This window comes from uncultured Plantibacter sp. (assembly GCF_963518075.1).
GTDB classification, from domain to species: Bacteria; Actinomycetota; Actinomycetes; order Actinomycetales; family Microbacteriaceae; genus Plantibacter; species Plantibacter flavus_A.
Genome location: NZ_CAUQHZ010000002.1, coordinates 218736 through 236046, shown reverse-complemented (window position 1 = coordinate 236046; position 17311 = coordinate 218736). Strand labels below are relative to the sequence as shown.

General features: G+C 69.7%; 17 protein-coding genes. 9 read left to right on the top strand and 8 right to left on the bottom strand.

Annotated elements, in window-relative coordinates; genetic code table 11:
- Window positions 1-53: 53 nt before the first annotated feature.
- Entirely contained in the window at window positions 54-1364 is a 1311-nt protein-coding gene (locus tag RWN05_RS04820) for a glycosyltransferase family 2 protein (RefSeq protein WP_153303429.1), read from the bottom strand.
- On the bottom strand, window positions 1361-2290 hold the full coding sequence (locus tag RWN05_RS04815; RefSeq protein WP_079002400.1) for a WcbI family polysaccharide biosynthesis putative acetyltransferase: 930 nt from the start codon (window positions 2288-2290) through the stop codon (window positions 1361-1363). The genes RWN05_RS04820 and RWN05_RS04815 overlap by 4 nt, the downstream gene beginning before the upstream one ends.
- Window positions 2291-2383: 93 nt before the next feature.
- Here RWN05_RS04815 and RWN05_RS04810 point away from each other — a divergent pair, with 93 nt between their 5' ends.
- Window positions 2384-3388: a glycosyl hydrolase family 18 protein gene (locus RWN05_RS04810; RefSeq protein WP_079002399.1), complete on the top strand. Its 1005-nt coding sequence runs from the start codon at window positions 2384-2386 to the stop codon at window positions 3386-3388.
- Between the two features lie 169 nt (window positions 3389-3557).
- On the opposite strand, the gene RWN05_RS04805 is transcribed toward RWN05_RS04810, so the two are convergent.
- On the bottom strand, window positions 3558-4376 hold the full coding sequence (locus RWN05_RS04805) for an AraC family transcriptional regulator (RefSeq protein WP_079002398.1): 819 nt from the start codon (window positions 4374-4376) through the stop codon (window positions 3558-3560).
- A 111-nt stretch (window positions 4377-4487) separates the two neighbouring features.
- Between RWN05_RS04805 and RWN05_RS04800 the strand changes: the two genes are divergently transcribed.
- The 5 genes from RWN05_RS04800 (at window position 4488) to RWN05_RS04780 (ending at window position 10058) form a co-directional block, all read left to right on the top strand.
- The gene (locus RWN05_RS04800) at window positions 4488-5555 is read left to right on the top strand and encodes an ABC transporter substrate-binding protein (RefSeq protein WP_079002397.1); all 1068 of its coding nucleotides are present in this window, start codon (window positions 4488-4490) and stop codon (window positions 5553-5555) included.
- 7 nt (window positions 5556-5562) lie between these two features.
- Entirely contained in the window at window positions 5563-6570 is a 1008-nt protein-coding gene (locus RWN05_RS04795; protein WP_205847585.1) for an iron chelate uptake ABC transporter family permease subunit, read from the top strand.
- Window positions 6567-7619, top strand: coding sequence for an iron chelate uptake ABC transporter family permease subunit (locus tag RWN05_RS04790; RefSeq protein ID WP_079002396.1), 1053 nt, complete (start codon window positions 6567-6569; stop codon window positions 7617-7619). The genes RWN05_RS04795 and RWN05_RS04790 overlap by 4 nt, the downstream gene beginning before the upstream one ends.
- Window positions 7620-7728: 109 nt before the next feature.
- Window positions 7729-7953, top strand: coding sequence for a hypothetical protein (locus RWN05_RS04785; protein ID WP_071259931.1), 225 nt, complete (start codon window positions 7729-7731; stop codon window positions 7951-7953).
- Window positions 7954-8156: 203 nt separating this feature from the next.
- Window positions 8157-10058 carry an ABC transporter ATP-binding protein gene (locus tag RWN05_RS04780; RefSeq protein ID WP_079002395.1) on the top strand — a complete coding sequence of 634 codons (1902 nt, stop codon included), beginning with the start codon at window positions 8157-8159 and terminating at the stop codon, window positions 10056-10058.
- Window positions 10059-10094: 36 nt separating this feature from the next.
- Here the strand turns inward: RWN05_RS04780 and RWN05_RS04775 are convergent, their stop codons facing one another.
- Window positions 10095-10826, bottom strand: coding sequence for a hypothetical protein (locus RWN05_RS04775; protein WP_153303428.1), 732 nt, complete (start codon window positions 10824-10826; stop codon window positions 10095-10097).
- Between the two features lie 178 nt (window positions 10827-11004).
- On the opposite strand from RWN05_RS04775, the gene RWN05_RS04770 reads away from it, so the two are divergent.
- Complete coding sequence (locus RWN05_RS04770; RefSeq protein ID WP_314138746.1) at window positions 11005-12744, top strand: PHP domain-containing protein; 1740 nt, start codon at window positions 11005-11007, stop codon at window positions 12742-12744.
- Between the two features lie 21 nt (window positions 12745-12765).
- On the opposite strand, the gene RWN05_RS04765 is transcribed toward RWN05_RS04770, so the two are convergent.
- Window positions 12766-13383, bottom strand: coding sequence for a cysteine hydrolase family protein (locus RWN05_RS04765; protein WP_314138745.1), 618 nt, complete (start codon window positions 13381-13383; stop codon window positions 12766-12768).
- A 296-nt stretch (window positions 13384-13679) separates the two neighbouring features.
- Between RWN05_RS04765 and RWN05_RS04760 the strand changes: the two genes are divergently transcribed.
- Window positions 13680-14141 (top strand): hypothetical protein, encoded by a 462-nt coding sequence (locus RWN05_RS04760; protein WP_314138744.1) that lies wholly within the window; start codon window positions 13680-13682, stop codon window positions 14139-14141.
- A gap of 231 nt (window positions 14142-14372) precedes the next feature.
- Here RWN05_RS04760 and RWN05_RS04755 read toward each other — a convergent pair whose 3' ends face one another.
- Both RWN05_RS04755 and RWN05_RS04750 read right to left on the bottom strand, forming a co-directional pair.
- Complete coding sequence (locus tag RWN05_RS04755) at window positions 14373-14837, bottom strand: acyl-CoA thioesterase (protein ID WP_240555760.1); 465 nt, start codon at window positions 14835-14837, stop codon at window positions 14373-14375.
- Window positions 14838-14846: 9 nt separating this feature from the next.
- Window positions 14847-15938, bottom strand: coding sequence for a transaldolase family protein (locus RWN05_RS04750; protein WP_079002390.1), 1092 nt, complete (start codon window positions 15936-15938; stop codon window positions 14847-14849).
- A 186-nt stretch (window positions 15939-16124) separates the two neighbouring features.
- On the opposite strand from RWN05_RS04750, the gene RWN05_RS04745 reads away from it, so the two are divergent.
- Window positions 16125-16886 carry a GntR family transcriptional regulator gene (locus tag RWN05_RS04745; protein ID WP_079002389.1) on the top strand — a complete coding sequence of 254 codons (762 nt, stop codon included), beginning with the start codon at window positions 16125-16127 and terminating at the stop codon, window positions 16884-16886.
- 18 nt (window positions 16887-16904) lie between these two features.
- On the opposite strand, the gene RWN05_RS04740 is transcribed toward RWN05_RS04745, so the two are convergent.
- Entirely contained in the window at window positions 16905-17309 is a 405-nt protein-coding gene (locus tag RWN05_RS04740) for a tautomerase family protein (RefSeq protein WP_079002388.1), read from the bottom strand.
- Window positions 17310-17311: the final 2 nt, after the last annotated feature.

Genomic DNA, 17311 nt, shown 5'->3' with positions numbered 1-17311 from the left:
GCCTGCGTTCGGGCCGCGTGATCCTTGCGCGGAGCACGTCGTCGCCGATCGGGTCAGCAGAACGACGAGGGTCCACCCCAGCCGCCGACCCAGGCCGCCACCCGGGGATCAGGCCGGAGCTGCCGGACGCCGTCGGCGACGAGCTGCTGCGTCTCGAAGGCGGCGGATGTGGCCCAACGTTCCTCACGCCGCCTGGCCCGCCGGGATCGCACGCGGCCGAGCGACGCGCCGTCCGGGTCGACGAGCTCGACGGTGCCCACGTCTCCGGTGCCGAGGCGGTCGACGAGACCGACGATCCACGTCGGGTCGAGGATCACGATCGGGCGGTCGAACTCCCACGTCACGCGGGCATCGACTCCGGCTGCTCCACTGAGGACGCGCGGGTCTTCCCCGAGCTCCTCAGCTCCGCCGTCCTCGAGGACCAATCGAGCCTGCGGGAAGGCTGCGAAGAGCGAGTCCGCCGCGACGAACCGAGCGGCCGCCGTGTGGTCGCCCCGCAGCCGCACGACGAGATCGACCGCGGCCGACCACAGCGCCCGCGGCGCGGACCCCGACACGGGGATCGACGAGAAGAGCCGCATGGTCTGCGCGTTCGCGCGGTCCATGCCTGAGCCGTCCCGCTCCGCCCACTCGGGGCCGTCGTGCCAAGCCACCGCGGCCGGGACATGGGCGAAGACCGCTCCCGCCTGCCACATGCGGTGCGCCCACTCCCAGTCCTCCCCGCCGTACGAGGTGAACGACTCGTCGAATCCGCCGACCTCGTCGAACATGCTCCGCGAGCAGGCGATGACCGCGCCGATCATGAACCGATAGGACCTATCGTCCGCGTTGCGCAGATCCCGACTGCGCGCGTACGCCTCGGCGAGCCATGCCGGTTCGGCGAGCTCACGGCCGGCGGCCGCCTCGACGACAGGAGCCTCCAGGGCGACCCCGGTGAAGTCGGCATGGCGACGCCGCCCCACCGTGACCGCCTCGGGCAGCAGGGCGGGCAGCCGCGTGAGCGCGCGCACGTAGCCCGGCTCGGGGACCGTGTCGGCATCGAGGAAGCACAACACCTCGCCACTGCTCGCCCGCACGCCCAGATTGCGGACGGCGGCGAGCCGGAACCCCTGGTCCTCCTGCCGGACGAGGATCACGTCGTCCGGAACCGACACGTCACCAGGGGAACCGTCGTCGGCGACGATCACCTCCAGGAGGTGACGCGGGTAGTCCTGCGCGGCGAGGGCGTGCAGGGTCCGGAGCAGCTCACCGGGCTGGTCGTAGTGCGCGACGATCACCGAGACGCGCGGCAGCGGATCAGGCTGGACGTCGTCGAGCGTGTCCCACCGGTTGCCGACGACCCACGGCTGCGCACTCCCGTTCACGCGTTGCGCCACACGGAGAGCAGGGCCGCGAGCCGGTCGACGGCGACGACGACGAACTCGGGGTGGGACGCGTACCAATCGGTGTGGGCGGCGCGCACCTCGGCGTCGTCGACCTCGACGCCCTCGATGATCCAGTGGTCGCGGGGCTCGTCCGTCAGGGACCAGGCGTCGACGACCTCGGGTGCGATGGGCGCGCGCACCGCGTTGAGCAGGGGGCGTCCGGGGTCGGTGACGCCGCCTGGCGCCCCCAGGGCCTCGAGGATGCGGGCGCCGAGCGGCAGCCAGATCGCGTTCCCCGGGTGATTGACGGTGCGCGCGTGGTCGGCGGTGACCGCGTCGAAGAGGTCGGACACCGGCACGTCGGTCGCGGCCTCGCGTCGCCGCAGTTCCTCGACGGAGACTCGGCCGATCGCGCGCACGGCGTCCGGCTGGAGGGCAGGCACGACGGGGATGCCTGCGGCGGCCGCGAGCGTCCGGACGTCGTGGTACGCCACGAGCGGCGGGTTCTCCTCGACGCCGGGGACCCGGACGGCGGCCTGGAACGGATGCAACCCACCGAACCGCACCGGAGTCACCGTCAGCACGCTCGCGCTCGTGGCGGCGGCGACCTGTCGTGTGCCGAGCGGCAGTCCGTGGTAGTCGTCCCGCACGGGTTGCGACACCACGGTGTGCGCCGCCCCCACCACCTCGTGCAGCCGCTCCGCGTCCTCGGCGGTCATCTCGTGCACGGCCGGAACGCGCACGAACCGGCGGTCCGGCGCATCCATCACGGTGCGCAGGGATTCAGCCTGGCAGTTGCCGAGCACCACCCCGAACTCCGTCGGCAACGGTGCGAGGCCGTAGAACTCCGCGTAGTGCCTGCGGCGTGCCTCCACCGGCGACCCGGCGGGCGCAGCGGTCGTGCCCGGTTCGAGGGTGTGGCTCATGCGTCGACGCTATACCGTCGTCGCGCCTACCATCGATCTCGCGCATCGGGTTGACGACAGGCGTTCACCCTGCAGTGTGAGAAGGAATCAGGCATGAACACACCACGGAACTTTCGGAACGCCCTGGTCGCCATGGGGGTCGCCGCGCTCGCGGTCCCCTTACTCGTCTCATCCCCCTCCGCCACCACCGCGGGTCTCCTGATCGAGGGATACCTCATGACCGGATCAGGGGCGCAGTACATCGCCCCGAGTGCCTCGGCACTCTCGCTCGTCGGCATCGACGGCGTCAACCTGACCTCGACCGGCGCAGCGGTCACGGCGACACCGCCGGAGGCCGCGGGTATGGTCACCGCGGCGAAGAGCAAGGGTCTCAAGACCGAGCTGCTGTTCGGCAACTTCGACGCGTCGATCGGCGACTTCTCCCCGGCCATCGCCACGAAGCTCCTCAGCAGCACGGTGAACCGGAAGGCCGTCGTCACCTCGCTCGTCTCCAAGGTCGCGCAGGGCGGGTTCAACGGAGTGCAGATCGACCTCGAGTCACTGAACAGCTCCCACAAGGCCGGTCTCACGAAGTTCCTCGCCGAACTGCGCGCCGCACTGCCGTCAGCGTCGACCATCTCGATCGCGCTCATGGCCACCGACACCGCCGCGGGCTACGCCGACGAGGGGTACGACATGAGTGCGCTGAACGCCTCCGTGGGGCGGTTCGTGCTGATGGCCTACGACCAGCACGGACCGACCTGGACCGATGCGGGCCCCGTCGGCGGCACGCCCTGGGTCAAGAGCGTGCTGACGGCATTCATCGCGACCGGTGTCCCGAAGAGCAAGATCGACCTCGGTGTCGCCGAATACGCGTACACCTGGCCGGGTGACGGGACCGACGGCGTGCAGCTGACCGTCGCCGAGGCGAGAGCGAAAGCAGGCAATCGTGCGACGTGGGACGCGACGCAGCAGGAGTGGACGGCGACACTCGCGGACGGCACGGTCATCTGGTGGTCCGACGCCAAGACCCTCGGTCTCCGGAAGACCTACGCCACCCGACAGGGTGTGCACGGCCTCGCCGTGTGGGAGCTGAGTCTCGGTGATCCGATCAGCTGAGTCGCGCCAGCCTCGAGCCCGTCGAACGCCGCGTCGGAATCGGATCAGGCGGTGGGTGGGCGGATCCAGGCAGTGACGGCCCGCGAATGGCTCGGTTTCTCCGGGGCCGGCCAGACCGACGGAGACGGTCGGTCTGCTCAGAGCGCCTGAAGCCGCACCCGTCTTCGGATCAGATGAGCTCCGCCGTCCGACTGCGCGCGGCGTAGACGGCGGGGGTCACGGAGAACCGGGTGCGGAACGCCCCGATGAAGCTGCTCACCGACTCGTAACCGACCGCGGGTGCGACCTCCTGCACGGCGACACCCCGACCGAGCATTCCCGCCGCTGCATGCAGGCGCACGCGGACCCGCCACTCACGGAAGGTGCATCCCGTGCCGTCCACGAACGCCCGGCCGATCGTCTTCGAGCTGACGCCCGCCGCCGAGGCCCAATCGTCGAGCCCACGCGGGTCGGCGGGGTCGGCCATCAGGGCCGACGCGATGGCACGCGCGCGCGGTTCACGGGGCATGGCCAACGCCTCATCGTCGCGAGCCGCCGCCGACAGCAGGTCGATCAGGAGCGACCAGCATCGCCATCGCCGGCGCCCGGCCGGGTCGGCGTCGAGCAGGTGCGCCAGCAGCGCTCCCGAGAGGTCGTCGACCCGGACGGTCCGTGCACCGTTCCAACGGCCGCCCTGTGGGCGCAGCATCGGGTCGGCATAGACGCTGATGAGCTCTCCGGGCTCGCTGAAGCTCATCTCGTGCACCATCCCCGCGGGGATCCAGGCGAGGTGCTCTCGCCGCAGTCGCCGTCGATCGCCGAGGACCGACACCTCCATCGCGCCGGAGCTCATCCACGCGAGTTGGTCCTCGCGGTGCGAGTGCTCGTCGAACCGTGTCGTCGCATCGACCCGCGAGCGGGAAACCCGGAACTCCCCCGATGTCCCTTCGGCGTCATCCAGTGGGCCGAGGAGCCTGATCCCGCCGTCCGAGTGGTCACGACCAGACATCCAGCTGTCTCCATTCGACAAGTCCTGTCCACTCAGCGCGATAGCGCGAAGCGATTAGGCAAGGCTAACCTGACTGGCGTCATCCCGCCAGCCGAACCATTGAAGGACCCCATGATCGTTCCGAAGCACCACCGCGCCCCGAGCGCGAGGACCGCTCGCCTGCTTGCCGCGGTGAGCGCACTCGCCCTCGTCGGCGTCGCGCTCTCCGCCTGCTCGAGCGCCTCCTCGACGACCGCCGAGAACCCGAACTACACGACCGAGCCGAGCGACTCGTTCCCGGTGACGATCGAGCATGAGTACGGCGAGACGGTCATCCCCTCGGAGCCGCAGCGGATCGTCGTGGTCGGACTGACCGAGCAGGACATCCTCCTCGAACTCGGTGTCACACCGATCGCGACGACGGAATGGTACGGCGAGCAGCCCTATGCGGTGTGGCCGTGGGCGACGGACCTCCTGGGCGATGCCGAGCCGACCGTCCTCACCACGACCGACGGGTTCGAGTACGAGAAGATCGCGTCGCTGCGGCCCGACCTGATCATCGGGACGAACGCCGGTATGACCGAGGAGAACTACGGGAAGCTCGCGGAGATCGCGCCGACCGTGACCAACGAGGAGGGCGCCGGGCTCTACTTCGCGGATTGGCGGGACCAGACCAGGATGGTCGCCCAGGCCGTGGGGCGCTCAGCGGAGGGCGAAGCGCTCATCACGGGCGTCGACGAGGCCTACGCCGCGGCGGCTGCAGCGCACCCGGAGTTCGCGGGCCTCACGGCGACCTTCTCGCAGGGTGGGCCGTGGGACGGCAACCTGTGGGTCTACCCCGACGGCCTCAACACCGACTTCCTGACGGATCTCGGGTTCACGATCACGCCCGGGCTGCAGCAGTACGTCCCGAGCGAGGGCGGACAGGCTCAGATCGCCGCCGAGAACGTCGGTGTCATCGACGCTGACGTGATCGTCTTCGCGACGGAGTCCACGAATTCCGTTCAGGAGGTGCTGGGCTTCGGCACCACCTCGAGTCTGGACGCCGTGACCGGCGGACACGCGGTCTTCACCGACGGCGAGCTCGCCGGTGCGATCTACTTCCTCACCCCGCTCAGCCAGAAGTACGTCCTCGAGCAGCTGGTGCCGCGCCTGGTCGACGCCGTCGCCGGCACAGCTCCGCAGAGCGTCGACGGCTGACCCGTCGGTGACCTCGCGCACCCCTCGCGGGCGCCGTTCGCTGGGGCTCGGGATCGCGGTCGCGGCACTCGTGACCGCGATCCTGCTCAGCATCCTCGTGGGGTCCCACCCCGTGGGCCCGACCGACGTCTGGCGGGCACTCACGAGGCCCGATGGCTCCGTCACCGATCTGGTCGTCCTCGATCTGCGGATCCCCCGCACCGTGGCCGGACTCGTCGTCGGTGTCGGGCTCGGCGTCTCGGGCGCACTCATCCAGGGCCTCACCCGAAACCCCCTCGGTGATCCGGGGATCCTCGGTGTGGACGCGGGCGCGGCGCTCTTCGTCGCGATCGGTGTCCTGCTCGGCGCGCGCACGCCCGTGCAGTACCTGCCGTTCGCGTTCCTGGGAGCCCTGGTCGTGACAGCACTCGTCTACGTGATCGGCTCGGCAGGACGTGGTGGTGCGGATCCGGTCCGGCTGACCCTCGCCGGCGTCGCCCTCGCTGCGGTGCTCAGCGGCATCACGACCGCGATGATGCTCCTCGACCCGGTCACGTTCAGGCAGCTCCGCGGGTGGAACGCCGGGTCCTTCGTCGAGCGGGGCCTCGACGTCATCATGCCCGCACTCCCCTTCGTCCTCGCGGGCGTCGTCATCGCGCTGTTCAGTGCTCGATCGCTGAACGCCCTCGCGCTGGGCGACGATCTCGCCTCCTCACTCGGCACCCGCCTCGCGACCACCCGTGTGCTCGCCGTCGTCGCGATCACCCTGCTGGCGGGAGGGGCGACCGCGATCGCCGGACCGGTCGGCTTCGTGGGGCTCATGGTGCCGCACATCGCGCGGTGGATCGTCGGTCCCGACCAGCGGTGGATCGTGGCGTACTCGATCCTGATCGCGCCGGCTGTGCTGCTCACCTCTGACGTGATCGGTCGCGTGATCCTCTGGCCGAGTGACGTCCCTGTCGGGATCGTCACGGCGTTCATCGGTGCGCCCGTGTTGATCCACCTCGTGCGGCGCGCGAAGGCGAGCGCACTGTGAGTGGGGCCGAGGCCGGACCGCGCACGGTCGTGTGGCGGAGGCGATCGCTCTCCGTCCGCGTCCGGCTGCGCACGATCGTCGTGTGCGGGGTGCTCGGTGTGGTCGCACTCGCGTTGGTGTTGCTCGCGCTGTGTCTCGGCGACCTGCCGCTCTCGGTCGGTGAGGTCGCATCGGCGTTCCTCGGCGGGCCAGGCGGTCTGGTGCAGACGGTGGTGCTCGAGTGGCGCCTCCCGCGAGTCCTCGCCGCGCTGCTCTTCGGCGCCGCCCTCGGACTCTCCGGCGCGATCTTCCAGTCCCTCACCCGGAACCCGCTCGCGAGCCCCGACATCATCGGGCTCACCGCGGGATCGTACGCGGGCGGTCTCATCGTGATCATCGTGATCGGTGCGGGCGCCGGCTCGGCCGCTGTCGCGGGCGGTGCCGTCGGTGGCGGGCTGATCGCCACGGCGCTGGTCTCCCTCCTCAGCTACCGTCGAGGCATCCAGGGCTTCCGCCTCATCGTCGTGGGCATCGGCGTCTCGGCCATGCTCGAGGCGCTCAGTTCCTACCTCGTGCTGCGCGCGAAGCTCGAGGTCGCGATGCTCGCCACGGTCTGGGGCGCAGGCTCGCTGAACGCCGTCGGATGGGCCCAGCTGCTCCCGGCCGCCGTCGTCATCCTGGCCGTCACCATCGTCCTCGGGCCACTCGGCGGCTCGCTCCGCCAACTCGAGCTCGGCGACGACGCGGCGAAGGCGCTGGGATCGCGGGTCGAACCCTCACGGCTCGGTCTCGTAGCGTGCGCCGTCGCGCTCACGGCCGTCGTCACGGGCGCAGCCGGACCCATCGCGTTCGTCGCCCTCGCCGCCCCGCAGATCGCGCAGCGGATCACCCGCACCGCCGGCATCGCGCTGGTGCCGTCCGCCCTGCTCGGGGCCCTCGTGTTGCTGGCATCCGATGTCGTCGCGCAGCACCTGCTGCCGACGTCGCTCCCGGTGGGGGTCGTCACCGTGATCGTGGGTGGCGGCTACCTCGTCTGGCTCCTCGTCCACGAGATCCGCAGACGCTCGTGACCGTTCTGTCGTGAGGACCGGGGATTCCCCCTCACCGCATCGATCGGCGGCCCTCTAGCCTGATGCCGAAGAGCCGAAGCAGACGACGCGACGGCGGAAACGAGACACGATGTCGCTCCCTCCCGCTCCCGATCCCACCAGGACCGCCAAGCGCTTCATCCTCGCCGTCTTCAGCTTCGTCGGGCTGATGGCGTCCGGTGTCGGGGTGGTCTCGTGCTCGATCGGGCTCGCCGACACCGGTCACCCCGCCATGATCGTCGGGCTCGCCGGAAGCGTACTCGGCATCGCCGCCGCCTTCGTCGTGATGTGGACGGCCCTGCGCTCCGAACGCTGATCACGCCAGGCACCTCGGCTGGTCTCCTGGAAACCCCGGGTCCGTCGGACGGCGGTCGCCCGGACCGACGGTGCCGCCGGAACGTTCAGGTCGGGAACGGGGAGGCTGATACGCTCTCGCAGGTCTGCGTTCGCGTCGCCACCCGGATCGTGACCGGGCTCCCGAGGCGTCGTCACGCGCGCAGCAGGGCGTGAGGAATCGCAATGAGCATGGAAAGCGCGGCTTGGAGCTCGCTGTACAAGATCTCGAGCGCCAAGGACGGCAAGCACGGGATCTCCCGCGCGTCCGTGCGTCGGATCATGACCTTCGCGGTGCCCTACCGCGCCAAGCTGCTGGTCTTCATCGCGCTCTCCGTCGCCGGAGCGTTCCTCGCGGTGGCGACGCCGGTCCTCGCCGGGCAGGTGGTCGATGTCATCGTCGCCCGGGGCGAGGTGGCCACGATCATCCGGCTCGCGGTCGTCATCGCCCTCGTGGCCGTGGCCGACGCCGCCGTGTCGCTGCTGACGCGATGGTACTCGGCGCGGATCGGCGAGGGGGTGATCCTCGACCTCCGCACAGCCGTGTTCAACCACGTCCAGAAGATGCCGATCGCCTTCTTCACCCGGACCCGGACGGGCGCCCTCGTGAGTCGCCTCAACAACGACGTGATCGGCGCGCAGCAGGCCTTCAGCGGCACCCTGTCCGGCGTGATCACGAACCTCGTCGCCCTGATCCTCACCCTGATCGTCATGCTCAGCACCTCCTGGCTCGTGACGGTCCTCGCGGTGGTGATGCTCCCCGTCTTCCTGGTACCCGCGCGCCGTATGGGTGGCCGCCTCGCAGCGCTGCGTCGCGAAGCCGCCGACCACAACTCGGCCATGAGCACGCAGATGACCGAGCGCTTCTCGGCTCCCGGCGCCACGCTCGTCAAGCTGTTCGGCCGCCCGGACCAGGAGGCCGAGGAGTTCCGTGTCCGCGCCGCCCGCGTCCGCGACATCGGTGTCCGGACGGCGATGCTGCAGTTCGTCTTCTTCACCGCGCTGATGCTCGTCTCCGCCCTCGCGCTCGCCCTCGTCTACGGCCTCGGCGGCTCCCTCGCCCTCGCCGGGCAGCTGGACACCGGTGAGGTGGTCACCCTGGCGCTCCTGCTGACCCGCCTCTACGCACCGCTGACCGGCCTCGCGAACGCCCGGGTGGAGATCATGAGCGCGGTGGTCAGCTTCGAGCGCGTCTTCGAGGTGCTCGACCTCGAACCGCTCATCCAGGAGAAGCCCGACGCCGTCACCGTCTCCGAGGGTCCGGTGTCAGTGGAGTTCGACGACGTCCGCTTCGCCTACCCCTCCGCGGACAAGGTGTCCCTCGCCTCCCTTGAGGAGGTCTCCACGCTGGACACCCGCGGCGGCGAAGAGGTGCTGCACGGTGTCTCCTTCCGGATCGAGCCGGGCCAGACCGTCGCCCTCGTCGGGACGTCCGGAGCAGGCAAGTCCACGATCGCGCAACTCCTCTCGCGGCTGTATGACGTCGACGAGGGCGCCGTGCGCCTCGCCGGGACGGACGTCCGCGACATCGCCTTCGCCTCCATGCGGCACACCCTGGGCATGGTGACGCAGGACGGCCACCTGTTCCATGAGACCATCCGCTCCAACCTGCGACTCGCGCGTCCGGAGGCGTCCGAGGACGAGGTGTGGGACGCCGTCCGCCGCGCGCGGCTCGAGCCGCTCATCCGATCCCTGCCGGACCAGCTGGACACCATGGTGGGCGAGCGTGGCTACCGACTCTCCGGTGGTGAACGCCAACGGATGACCATCGCACGACTGCTCCTCGCCCAGCCGCGCGTCGTCATCCTCGATGAGGCGACAGCGGCACTGGACTCGACCTCCGAGGCCGCCGTGCAGGCGGCGCTCAGCGAGGCGCTCGAGGGCCGGACGGCGATGGTCATCGCGCACCGGCTCTCCACCATCCGCAGTGCGGACCTGATCCTCGTGGTCGAGGAAGGGTCGATCGTGGAGCGGGGCACGCACGAGGAGCTGCTCGCTGCCGGTGGGCGGTACGAAGAGTTGCACCGGACGCAGTTCGCCGTCCAGAAGAACCTGGCAGCGGCGGAGGAGACACCGAGCGAGACCTGACCGCGGTCGCCCCGTCGCAGCCTCCGGGCCGATGGGTTACCGGAGACGCTTGCGCAGGAGCAAGGCGGCGCCGCCCGCGAGCAGGCCGGCGGCGACGACGCCAGCCCCGCCGAGCTGCCAGCCCGTCAGCGCCAGGTCTCCGTCAGCGGAGGGTCGCGCTGTGGCCGAGGGGCGCGGTGTCGCGATCGCCCCTGCTCCAGGACCTCCCGAGGGTGGGGCCGCGGTCGGCGTGACCGTCGGAGGAACCGGCTCGACCTGAGCGCCGGGCACCGACCAGGTTCCCGCGGCGAACGTGACGGGCAGGGTCGCCGCCGTGACCACTGACGACGGGATGCCCGACTCGAGGACGAGGCACTCGAGCGCGAGGGTCGCGTCGCCCTGTTCGACGCCGCCGTCCACGACCTCCTGGAACGAGATGGCCATCGGCACCTCGACCGGCTGCCCGGCGGCCACCGTGACGGTCGGAGACGTGACGACGGTGACCCCTCCCGCCATCACGGAGAGTCGGGCGGCGTCGTCCGCATCGGCTGGGCAGCCCGCGGCGAGCACCGCGGAGCCGAACGACGGGACGGCGCGCGCGTCACCTGAGGTGACCGCGGCGCCGGCGGTGCCGCGCAGCGTGAGCGGAGCCGGCGCCGAGGCGGCGACGGCAGCACCGGCGCCGGCGAGGCAGAGCACCGCACTGGCACTGAGAGCTGCCGTGACGAGCAGGGCGCGGCCTACGGCACGGAACGGAGAACGGTGGATGACGGGGGCAGTGGAAGACATCGGGACCTTTGGTGGGTGCGGTGGGCCTCCGGGACGGGGATACCCGGCGACGCCAGGACTCTTGCCGACGCAGATGAATGGGTCGTGTACGCCGGGCCTCACCCACGGCACCGGCCGTTGGGCCGAGGTTCACCTCCGCTGCCTACGATCGGCGCGTCCGTCCGATGAAAGTGATGCCATGCCCTTCGATCCCCGCCCCGAGCAGCCCGCGCCAACCGGTGGCTCATCCTCCGTGCCCGAGGTGAAGCGGGGCGCATCGGCCCGGCCCGGCCTCTCCCGCCGGTCCTTCCTGGGGGTTTCCGTCGCTGCGACGGTCGCAGTGGGAGCGACCGCCCAGGGGCTCGGGAGCGCGGCTTCTGCCCAGGCCGCGCCGCTGCCGTCGGCGTCGGCAGTCGTCGACCCGGACGCGCTCTCCTGGCTGGTGTTCGACCACCACGTGCACTCGGTCTACTCGCACGACGCCAAGTACCCGATGACGACGATCCTCGACCAGGCGCAGCGCTTCGCGGTCGACGCGATCGCCTTCACGGAACACAGCAACAAGGGACACGCCAACGTCGGCGGGGTGTTCAACGCGGCCCGCGAGATCGACACCGCCCGGGCGGCGCGCCCCGACATACTCGTGCTCCAGGGCCTCGAGTGGTACATCCCGGGAGCCGAGCACGCGACCGTGCTGATCGCGCCCGGGCCCCAGACGACCCTCGTCCTGCGCCGCTTCGAGCTCGACCACGACGGCAAGCTCAACGGATGGGAGAAACCGCGCCCCGGCACCGAAGACGCAGCCGAGTGGCTCGTGCACGCGACCGACGGGATCGCCTGGCTCGGCGCCCAGAAGCGTGCAGGCGTCATCGACGACGTGATCGTCCTGGCGAACCACCCGAGCCGCCTCGGCATCGACTCGCCCGGCGAGCTCCGTGCCTGGCAGGACGCCGACCCAGAGGTGTTCGTCGGCATGGAGGGCGCTCCCGGCGCCCAGGCCGGAGCGATCGCCGCGAACGCGACCGAACGCTCGCGGCGCGGCGAGTACGAGAACACCGCCAGCGAATTCTCGTTCCCCGGCTACCCCGCGGAGGCCTATCTGACGCACGGTGGCTTCGACTGGACGACGGCCGTCGTCGGCGGGATGTGGGACTCGCTGCTGAGCGAGGGACGGCGCTGGTGGATCACCACGAACAGCGATCTGCACCTCAAGGAGTCCGACGCGACACGCGTGGGCGACTTCCCGACCGGGCCGGGCTGGGAGGCCGGGGCGACCCTCGCGAACTTCAACCGCGCCGGCCGTCGACCCGACCCGATCGCCACGGCCACGCCCCAGAACGGCGCCGACTTCTGGCCGGGCGAGTTCAGTCGGACGCACGTCGGGGCCGTCGACCGGTCGTCCGCCTCCCTCCTCGACGCGATCCGCGCCGGCCGAGTCTGGGTCGACCACGGACACCTCGTCGCCGGACTCTCCGTCGTGCTCCGTGCCACCGACCAGCCGCAGACCGGCGTCACCCTGGGCGGGACCCTCACCGTCGCAAGCGGCACCGCCCTCGAGCTCGTGGTCGACGTCACACCCACGACGACGCCGACCTCGCGGGGCACAACACCGAGACTCGCGCACCTCGACCTGATCCGCGGGCGCGTCACCGGGCCCGTCGCCGACCGTGACGAACAGCGCGCACCCGGCACCCGAGTCGTCGAAATGCTCGACGTCACCGACCGCAGCGACTCCCCGTTCCGTGTCGTGGTGCCGCTCGAGCCGGCCACTGAGGACGGCTACGTCCGCCTTCGCGGCAGCGATGGCCAGGTGCACGGGGTCGGTCCGCTCGGCGCCGAGATCGACCCGCGGGCACCCCAGCCGTACCCGCTCTCCCCAGCTGACCCCTGGGCCGACACCTGGCTGTACACGAACCCGATCTACATCAGCGTGCGCTGAGCCCAGCGACGTCCTGTCAGCTCACGAGCCTGCCGCGCGGACGACCTCGTTCGTCGTCTGGACCACCGCGAATTCCTGGTGCAGGCTAGCCAGGGCGGCGTCGTGCAGCTCGGTCGCCGACCACCGCCGCCCACCGGGACCGAGTCGCTCGAACGTCGCCGTCGCATCGCTGACGATGGTGACGTGGAAACCGAGGTTGGCTGCCATGCGGGTTGTGGTGGACACACAGTGATCGGTCGTCAGGCCGCAGATGACCAACGATGAGATGCCGGCACGGCGCAGCTGCACCTCCAGATCAGTGCCGATGAACGCGCTGTTGACGGTCTTGACCACGATCGGCTCCCCCGCGAATTCGCGAGCCTCCGGCTTGACCTCGTAACCGGGCCCACCCAGCGAGAACAGTTGGCCCTCGCTAGCACTCTGATGTCTGACGTGGAACACCGGTCGACCGGCCAGGCGCCAGTCGCGCAGCAACATCCCGACGTTCGATTCGGCATCGTGGTTGTTGCGTTGCCCCCACTGTGGATCGTCGAATGCCTGCTGGACGTCGATCACCAGGAGCGCGGTCTTCTCCCGGGCGGTGACTGGATTGTTCATGCTTCCACTGTGCAGCGGGCCCGCTGGAGGTGCCATGTCCATCGAGCCAGAAGGCCCCCATTTCCGGACAAAGCGCCGAATGCGGCCGCTAGGCTCGCCGGCATGACCGACCAGCCGAACGTTCCCATCAGCCGTGAAGAAATCGAGGCCAAGTACAACACCAACACGCCGCGAGAACGCTACTCCAATCCATACTTGCGAACGATGGGGTTGGCGGCCGCCATTTCAGTCGGACGCACGTCGGGGCCGTCGACCGGTCGTCCGCCTCCCTCCTCGACGCGATCCGCGCCGGCCGAGTCTGGGTCGACCACGGACACCTCGTCGCCGGACTCTCCGTCGTGCTCCGTGCCACCGACCAGCCGCAGACCGGCGTCACCCTGGGCGGGACCCTCACCGTCGCAAGCGGCACCGCCCTCGAGCTCGTGGTCGACGTCACACCCACGACGACGCCGACCTCGCGGGGCACAACACCGAGACTCGCGCACCTCGACCTGATCCGCGGGCGCGTCACCGGGCCCGTCGCCGACCGTGACGAACAGCGCGCACCCGGCACCCGAGTCGTCGAAATGCTCGACGTCACCGACCGCAGCGACTCCCCGTTCCGTGTCGTGGTGCCGCTCGAGCCGGCCACTGAGGACGGCTACGTCCGCCTTCGCGGCAGCGATGGCCAGGTGCACGGGGTCGGTCCGCTCGGCGCCGAGATCGACCCGCGGGCACCCCAGCCGTACCCGCTCTCCCCAGCTGACCCCTGGGCCGACACCTGGCTGTACACGAACCCGATCTACATCAGCGTGCGCTGAGCCCGGTCGGGCCCGGTCTGTGCCAGCGGGGCTCGCCGGATCGGAAGCAGGGTTCGCCCTCGCTGACGCGATGCTCGAAGCCGTACTCAGGGTGATTGAAGACGAACCCTCCCACCTCGACCTCGTCCTGCGTCGCTCTCCGCGCGCCCGTCGGTCCATCCCTCGTGGCGCATTGCGTCGCAAGCAGGTCAGCGAGATCCGTCTCACCGACGCGGATCCGAGCCGGCACCGTCAGGTCGCGCGAGACCCAGTCGAGGTCGGCAGTCGATCCCGGTTGTAGGTCGTATCGGTGTACCCGTGCGGAAGCGGTTGTCCGTCGTCGTCGAGACTCACGAACACGATGCGGTCGATCGTGAGGATACTTCGTCGGGTGACCATGTTCCTGACCTCTGCCCGCATCGTGAGGGACGTCCGCCCGAAGGCGGTCGCGCGGAGGCCCATCTCGATCAGGTCGCCCTGCAGCGCCGAGGAGACGAAGTCGATCTCCGAGATGTACTTCGTCACGGCCCTGGGGTTGCCGAGTTGCAGGATCGCGTAGATCGCCGCCTCCTCGTCGATCCACCGCAACAGACTGCCCCCGAAGAGCGTGCCGTGTGCGTTGAGATCCTCGGGCCGCACCCAGCGCCTCGACCGGAAGGTGATGCGCTCCCCGTCGTCGACTCCGTCGGCGACGGCCGAATCCTTCGAGGTGGTCACGCGTCTCTCCTAGATCACCGGAAGGATGATGTCACGAACCAGCGCATCCAGCTGGGCATCCGCCTCAAGGAACTGACGGAGGGTCCGCCTCGTCGCACCGAAATCGTCGAACTCGTCGATCGACATGCCGTCGACGAGGTAGGCCTTCCGGAACTCCGGGACGCGTTCGAGGAGCGTGTCCACGATGTGCTGCGCGACCGGCACGTCGATACGGTGCGGGTCGACGGGGATCCGGTTCTCGTTGATGCGCAGCTGCCAGTCGAACGGTGGTGAGACGACGAGGTCGCCACCGATGAGTTCCGACCACTGCAGGTAGTTGCGGAATGCAGCGGAGAGGATCCTTGACCGGAACCCGCGCTCGGTGAAGATCCGGTAAGCCTCTTTCAGCGCGGCCACGCCCGCCCACTCGAGGTAGCCAGGATCGATGAGGATACGGTCTTTGGCAACGGACGCCTTGAGCCAGTCGTCCAGGCGCCCGCCCATGATGGTGACGACGGAGCCGAACTCCCAGTCCGGGAGCCCCTCGGCGGCCCGTCGCTCGAGACCGCGCTCGATCGCCTCGCCGACCGCGACTGCCTGGGCCACCGTGAACGACACGGTCGCATTGATGCTGACTCCGCGATAGGTCGCCTCTTCGATCGCGCGAATCCCGACGGCGGTGGCGGGTATTTTCACGATGATGTTCTCTGCCAGTGCCGAGAACCGAACGGCCTGCTCGACGAGCGCCTCAGCGTCCCGGTGCAGGCGTGGATCGGTCTGGATCGACAGACGACCGTTCCGGCCGTTGCTCTCCCGGAACGCGGGCTCGAGGAGCACGGCCGCCTGGATCGACAGCTCCTCGACCACCTTCCAGCCGAGCTCGGCCTCCCCCGCTACCGGGAACTCGGCAGCGAGTTCGGTGATCCGCGGCGCCCAGACGTCGGAGTTCTGGGCGATGACCGCAAGGGCGATGACCGGGTTGCAGGTCGCGCCGACCGCACCGAACGCGATCGACCTGGCGAGTTCGTCAGGGTCGGCGGAATCGTTCCACAGGCTCGTGGGCGTCGAGGCCGCCGCGGCTGCGAGCGGAAGCGTGCCGGCTGGGGTGAAGGTGTCGGTCATCGAAGTGCCTCCGGGAGTCGAGTTGGCGATCGCCAGAGCTGCGGCGACGCAGTCCGATCACCATACCTGAATTTTGACAGTATGTCCTAACAATCTGCGCGCAACCCAGCGTGACCTGACATAGCCCCGTTTTGGAAAGCCCTGATATTGTCAGGACAAGTCCTCTCTCCCAATCGAAGGAGCCGCATGGCACAGCCCGAGCAGACGCTCCCCGTCGAACTCTTCCTCGACCTCGATCGATCCGGACCGGTGCCGCTGTACTACCAGATCGCAACCAGGCTCGAGCAGGCCATCCATGATGAGACACTGCCAGCGGGATCACGTCTGGAGAACGAGGTAGCGCTGGGCACCCGCCTCGGGCTCTCCCGCCCCACGATCCGTCGGGCCATCCAGGAACTCGTGGACAAGGGCCTTCTCGTCCGTCGCCGAGGTATCGGCACACAGGTCGTCCACGGAAAGGTGACGCGCAACGTCGAGCTCACCAGCCTGTTCGAGGACCTGGAGCGTACGGGGCAGAAGCCGCAGACGGACATCCTCTCCGCCGAGATCACGACGGCGGACGAGAAGGTCGCGGACGCCCTCGGCGTGGCGACCGGGAGCCCGATCGTGCACATCAGGCGGCTGCGCCGGGCGGACGGTGTCCCGCTCGCGATCCTCGAGAACTACCTGCCCGAGGACCTCACCGACCTCGACCTCGGCGCCCTCGAGCACCATGGCCTCTATCAGCTGCTCCGGGCACGCGGCGTCACCATGCGTGTCGCCAAGCAGCGGATCGGCGCCCGGGAGGCATCCGGTGCTGAGAGCGAGATGCTCGACGTCCGGAAGGGCAGCGCACTCCTGACCATGTCGCGAACCGCCTTCGACAACTCCGGTCGGGCGGTGGAGTTCGGCCAGCACGTCTACCGACCCGACCTGTACTCCTTCGAGGTCACCCTCGTCGACCGGTAGCAAACCGATCGCGCGATCTCAACGCGCCGGAACGGCGAGCTCCCCGGTGAGGTACTGCGCGCGACCGAAGCCGAAGGACCAGTCCTGCGGACCGTTCTCGACATATCCGATGAAGACGTCCGCACCATCGACGCCGACCTCAGAGAGACGGTCGGCCACCGCCGCATAGAGAGCCTGCTTCGCCTCGTCGCTTCGACCGCGCTGCGTGAAGATCTGGATCATCACGACGCCTCCGGAGCGTGCGAAACCGAGCCCCGCATCCTCTGCGATGATCTGGCCAGCCGAGTGTTCGGTGACGATCTGGAAGCGGTCACGAGGCGGAATCCCGTAGACGGAGACGATCGCCTCATGGATGGCGTCTGCGATCTGCTGGATGCCTGCGGCGTCGCGGCCTGCGGCGAGGTCGATCCTGACGAGCGGCATGA

What these genes read in the sequence shown, in the direction of transcription:
- RWN05_RS04815 (WP_079002400.1), bottom strand. Translation starts at nt 2,290, where the DNA reads ATGAGCCACACCCTCGAACCGGGCACGACCGCTGCGCCCGCCGGGTCG.
- RWN05_RS04810 (WP_079002399.1), top strand. Translation starts at nt 2,384, where the DNA reads ATGAACACACCACGGAACTTTCGGAACGCCCTGGTCGCCATGGGGGTC.
- RWN05_RS04805 (WP_079002398.1), bottom strand. Translation starts at nt 4,376, where the DNA reads ATGTCTGGTCGTGACCACTCGGACGGCGGGATCAGGCTCCTCGGCCCA.
- RWN05_RS04800 (WP_079002397.1), top strand. Translation starts at nt 4,488, where the DNA reads ATGATCGTTCCGAAGCACCACCGCGCCCCGAGCGCGAGGACCGCTCGC.
- RWN05_RS04785 (WP_071259931.1), top strand. Translation starts at nt 7,729, where the DNA reads ATGTCGCTCCCTCCCGCTCCCGATCCCACCAGGACCGCCAAGCGCTTC.
- RWN05_RS04780 (WP_079002395.1), top strand. Translation starts at nt 8,157, where the DNA reads ATGAGCATGGAAAGCGCGGCTTGGAGCTCGCTGTACAAGATCTCGAGC.
- RWN05_RS04775 (WP_153303428.1), bottom strand. Translation starts at nt 10,826, where the DNA reads ATGTCTTCCACTGCCCCCGTCATCCACCGTTCTCCGTTCCGTGCCGTA.
- RWN05_RS04770 (WP_314138746.1), top strand. Translation starts at nt 11,005, where the DNA reads ATGCCCTTCGATCCCCGCCCCGAGCAGCCCGCGCCAACCGGTGGCTCA.
- RWN05_RS04765 (WP_314138745.1), bottom strand. Translation starts at nt 13,383, where the DNA reads ATGGACATGGCACCTCCAGCGGGCCCGCTGCACAGTGGAAGCATGAAC.
- RWN05_RS04750 (WP_079002390.1), bottom strand. Translation starts at nt 15,938, where the DNA reads ATGACCGACACCTTCACCCCAGCCGGCACGCTTCCGCTCGCAGCCGCG.
- RWN05_RS04745 (WP_079002389.1), top strand. Translation starts at nt 16,125, where the DNA reads ATGGCACAGCCCGAGCAGACGCTCCCCGTCGAACTCTTCCTCGACCTC.
- RWN05_RS04740 (WP_079002388.1), bottom strand. Translation starts at nt 17,309, where the DNA reads ATGCCGCTCGTCAGGATCGACCTCGCCGCAGGCCGCGACGCCGCAGGC.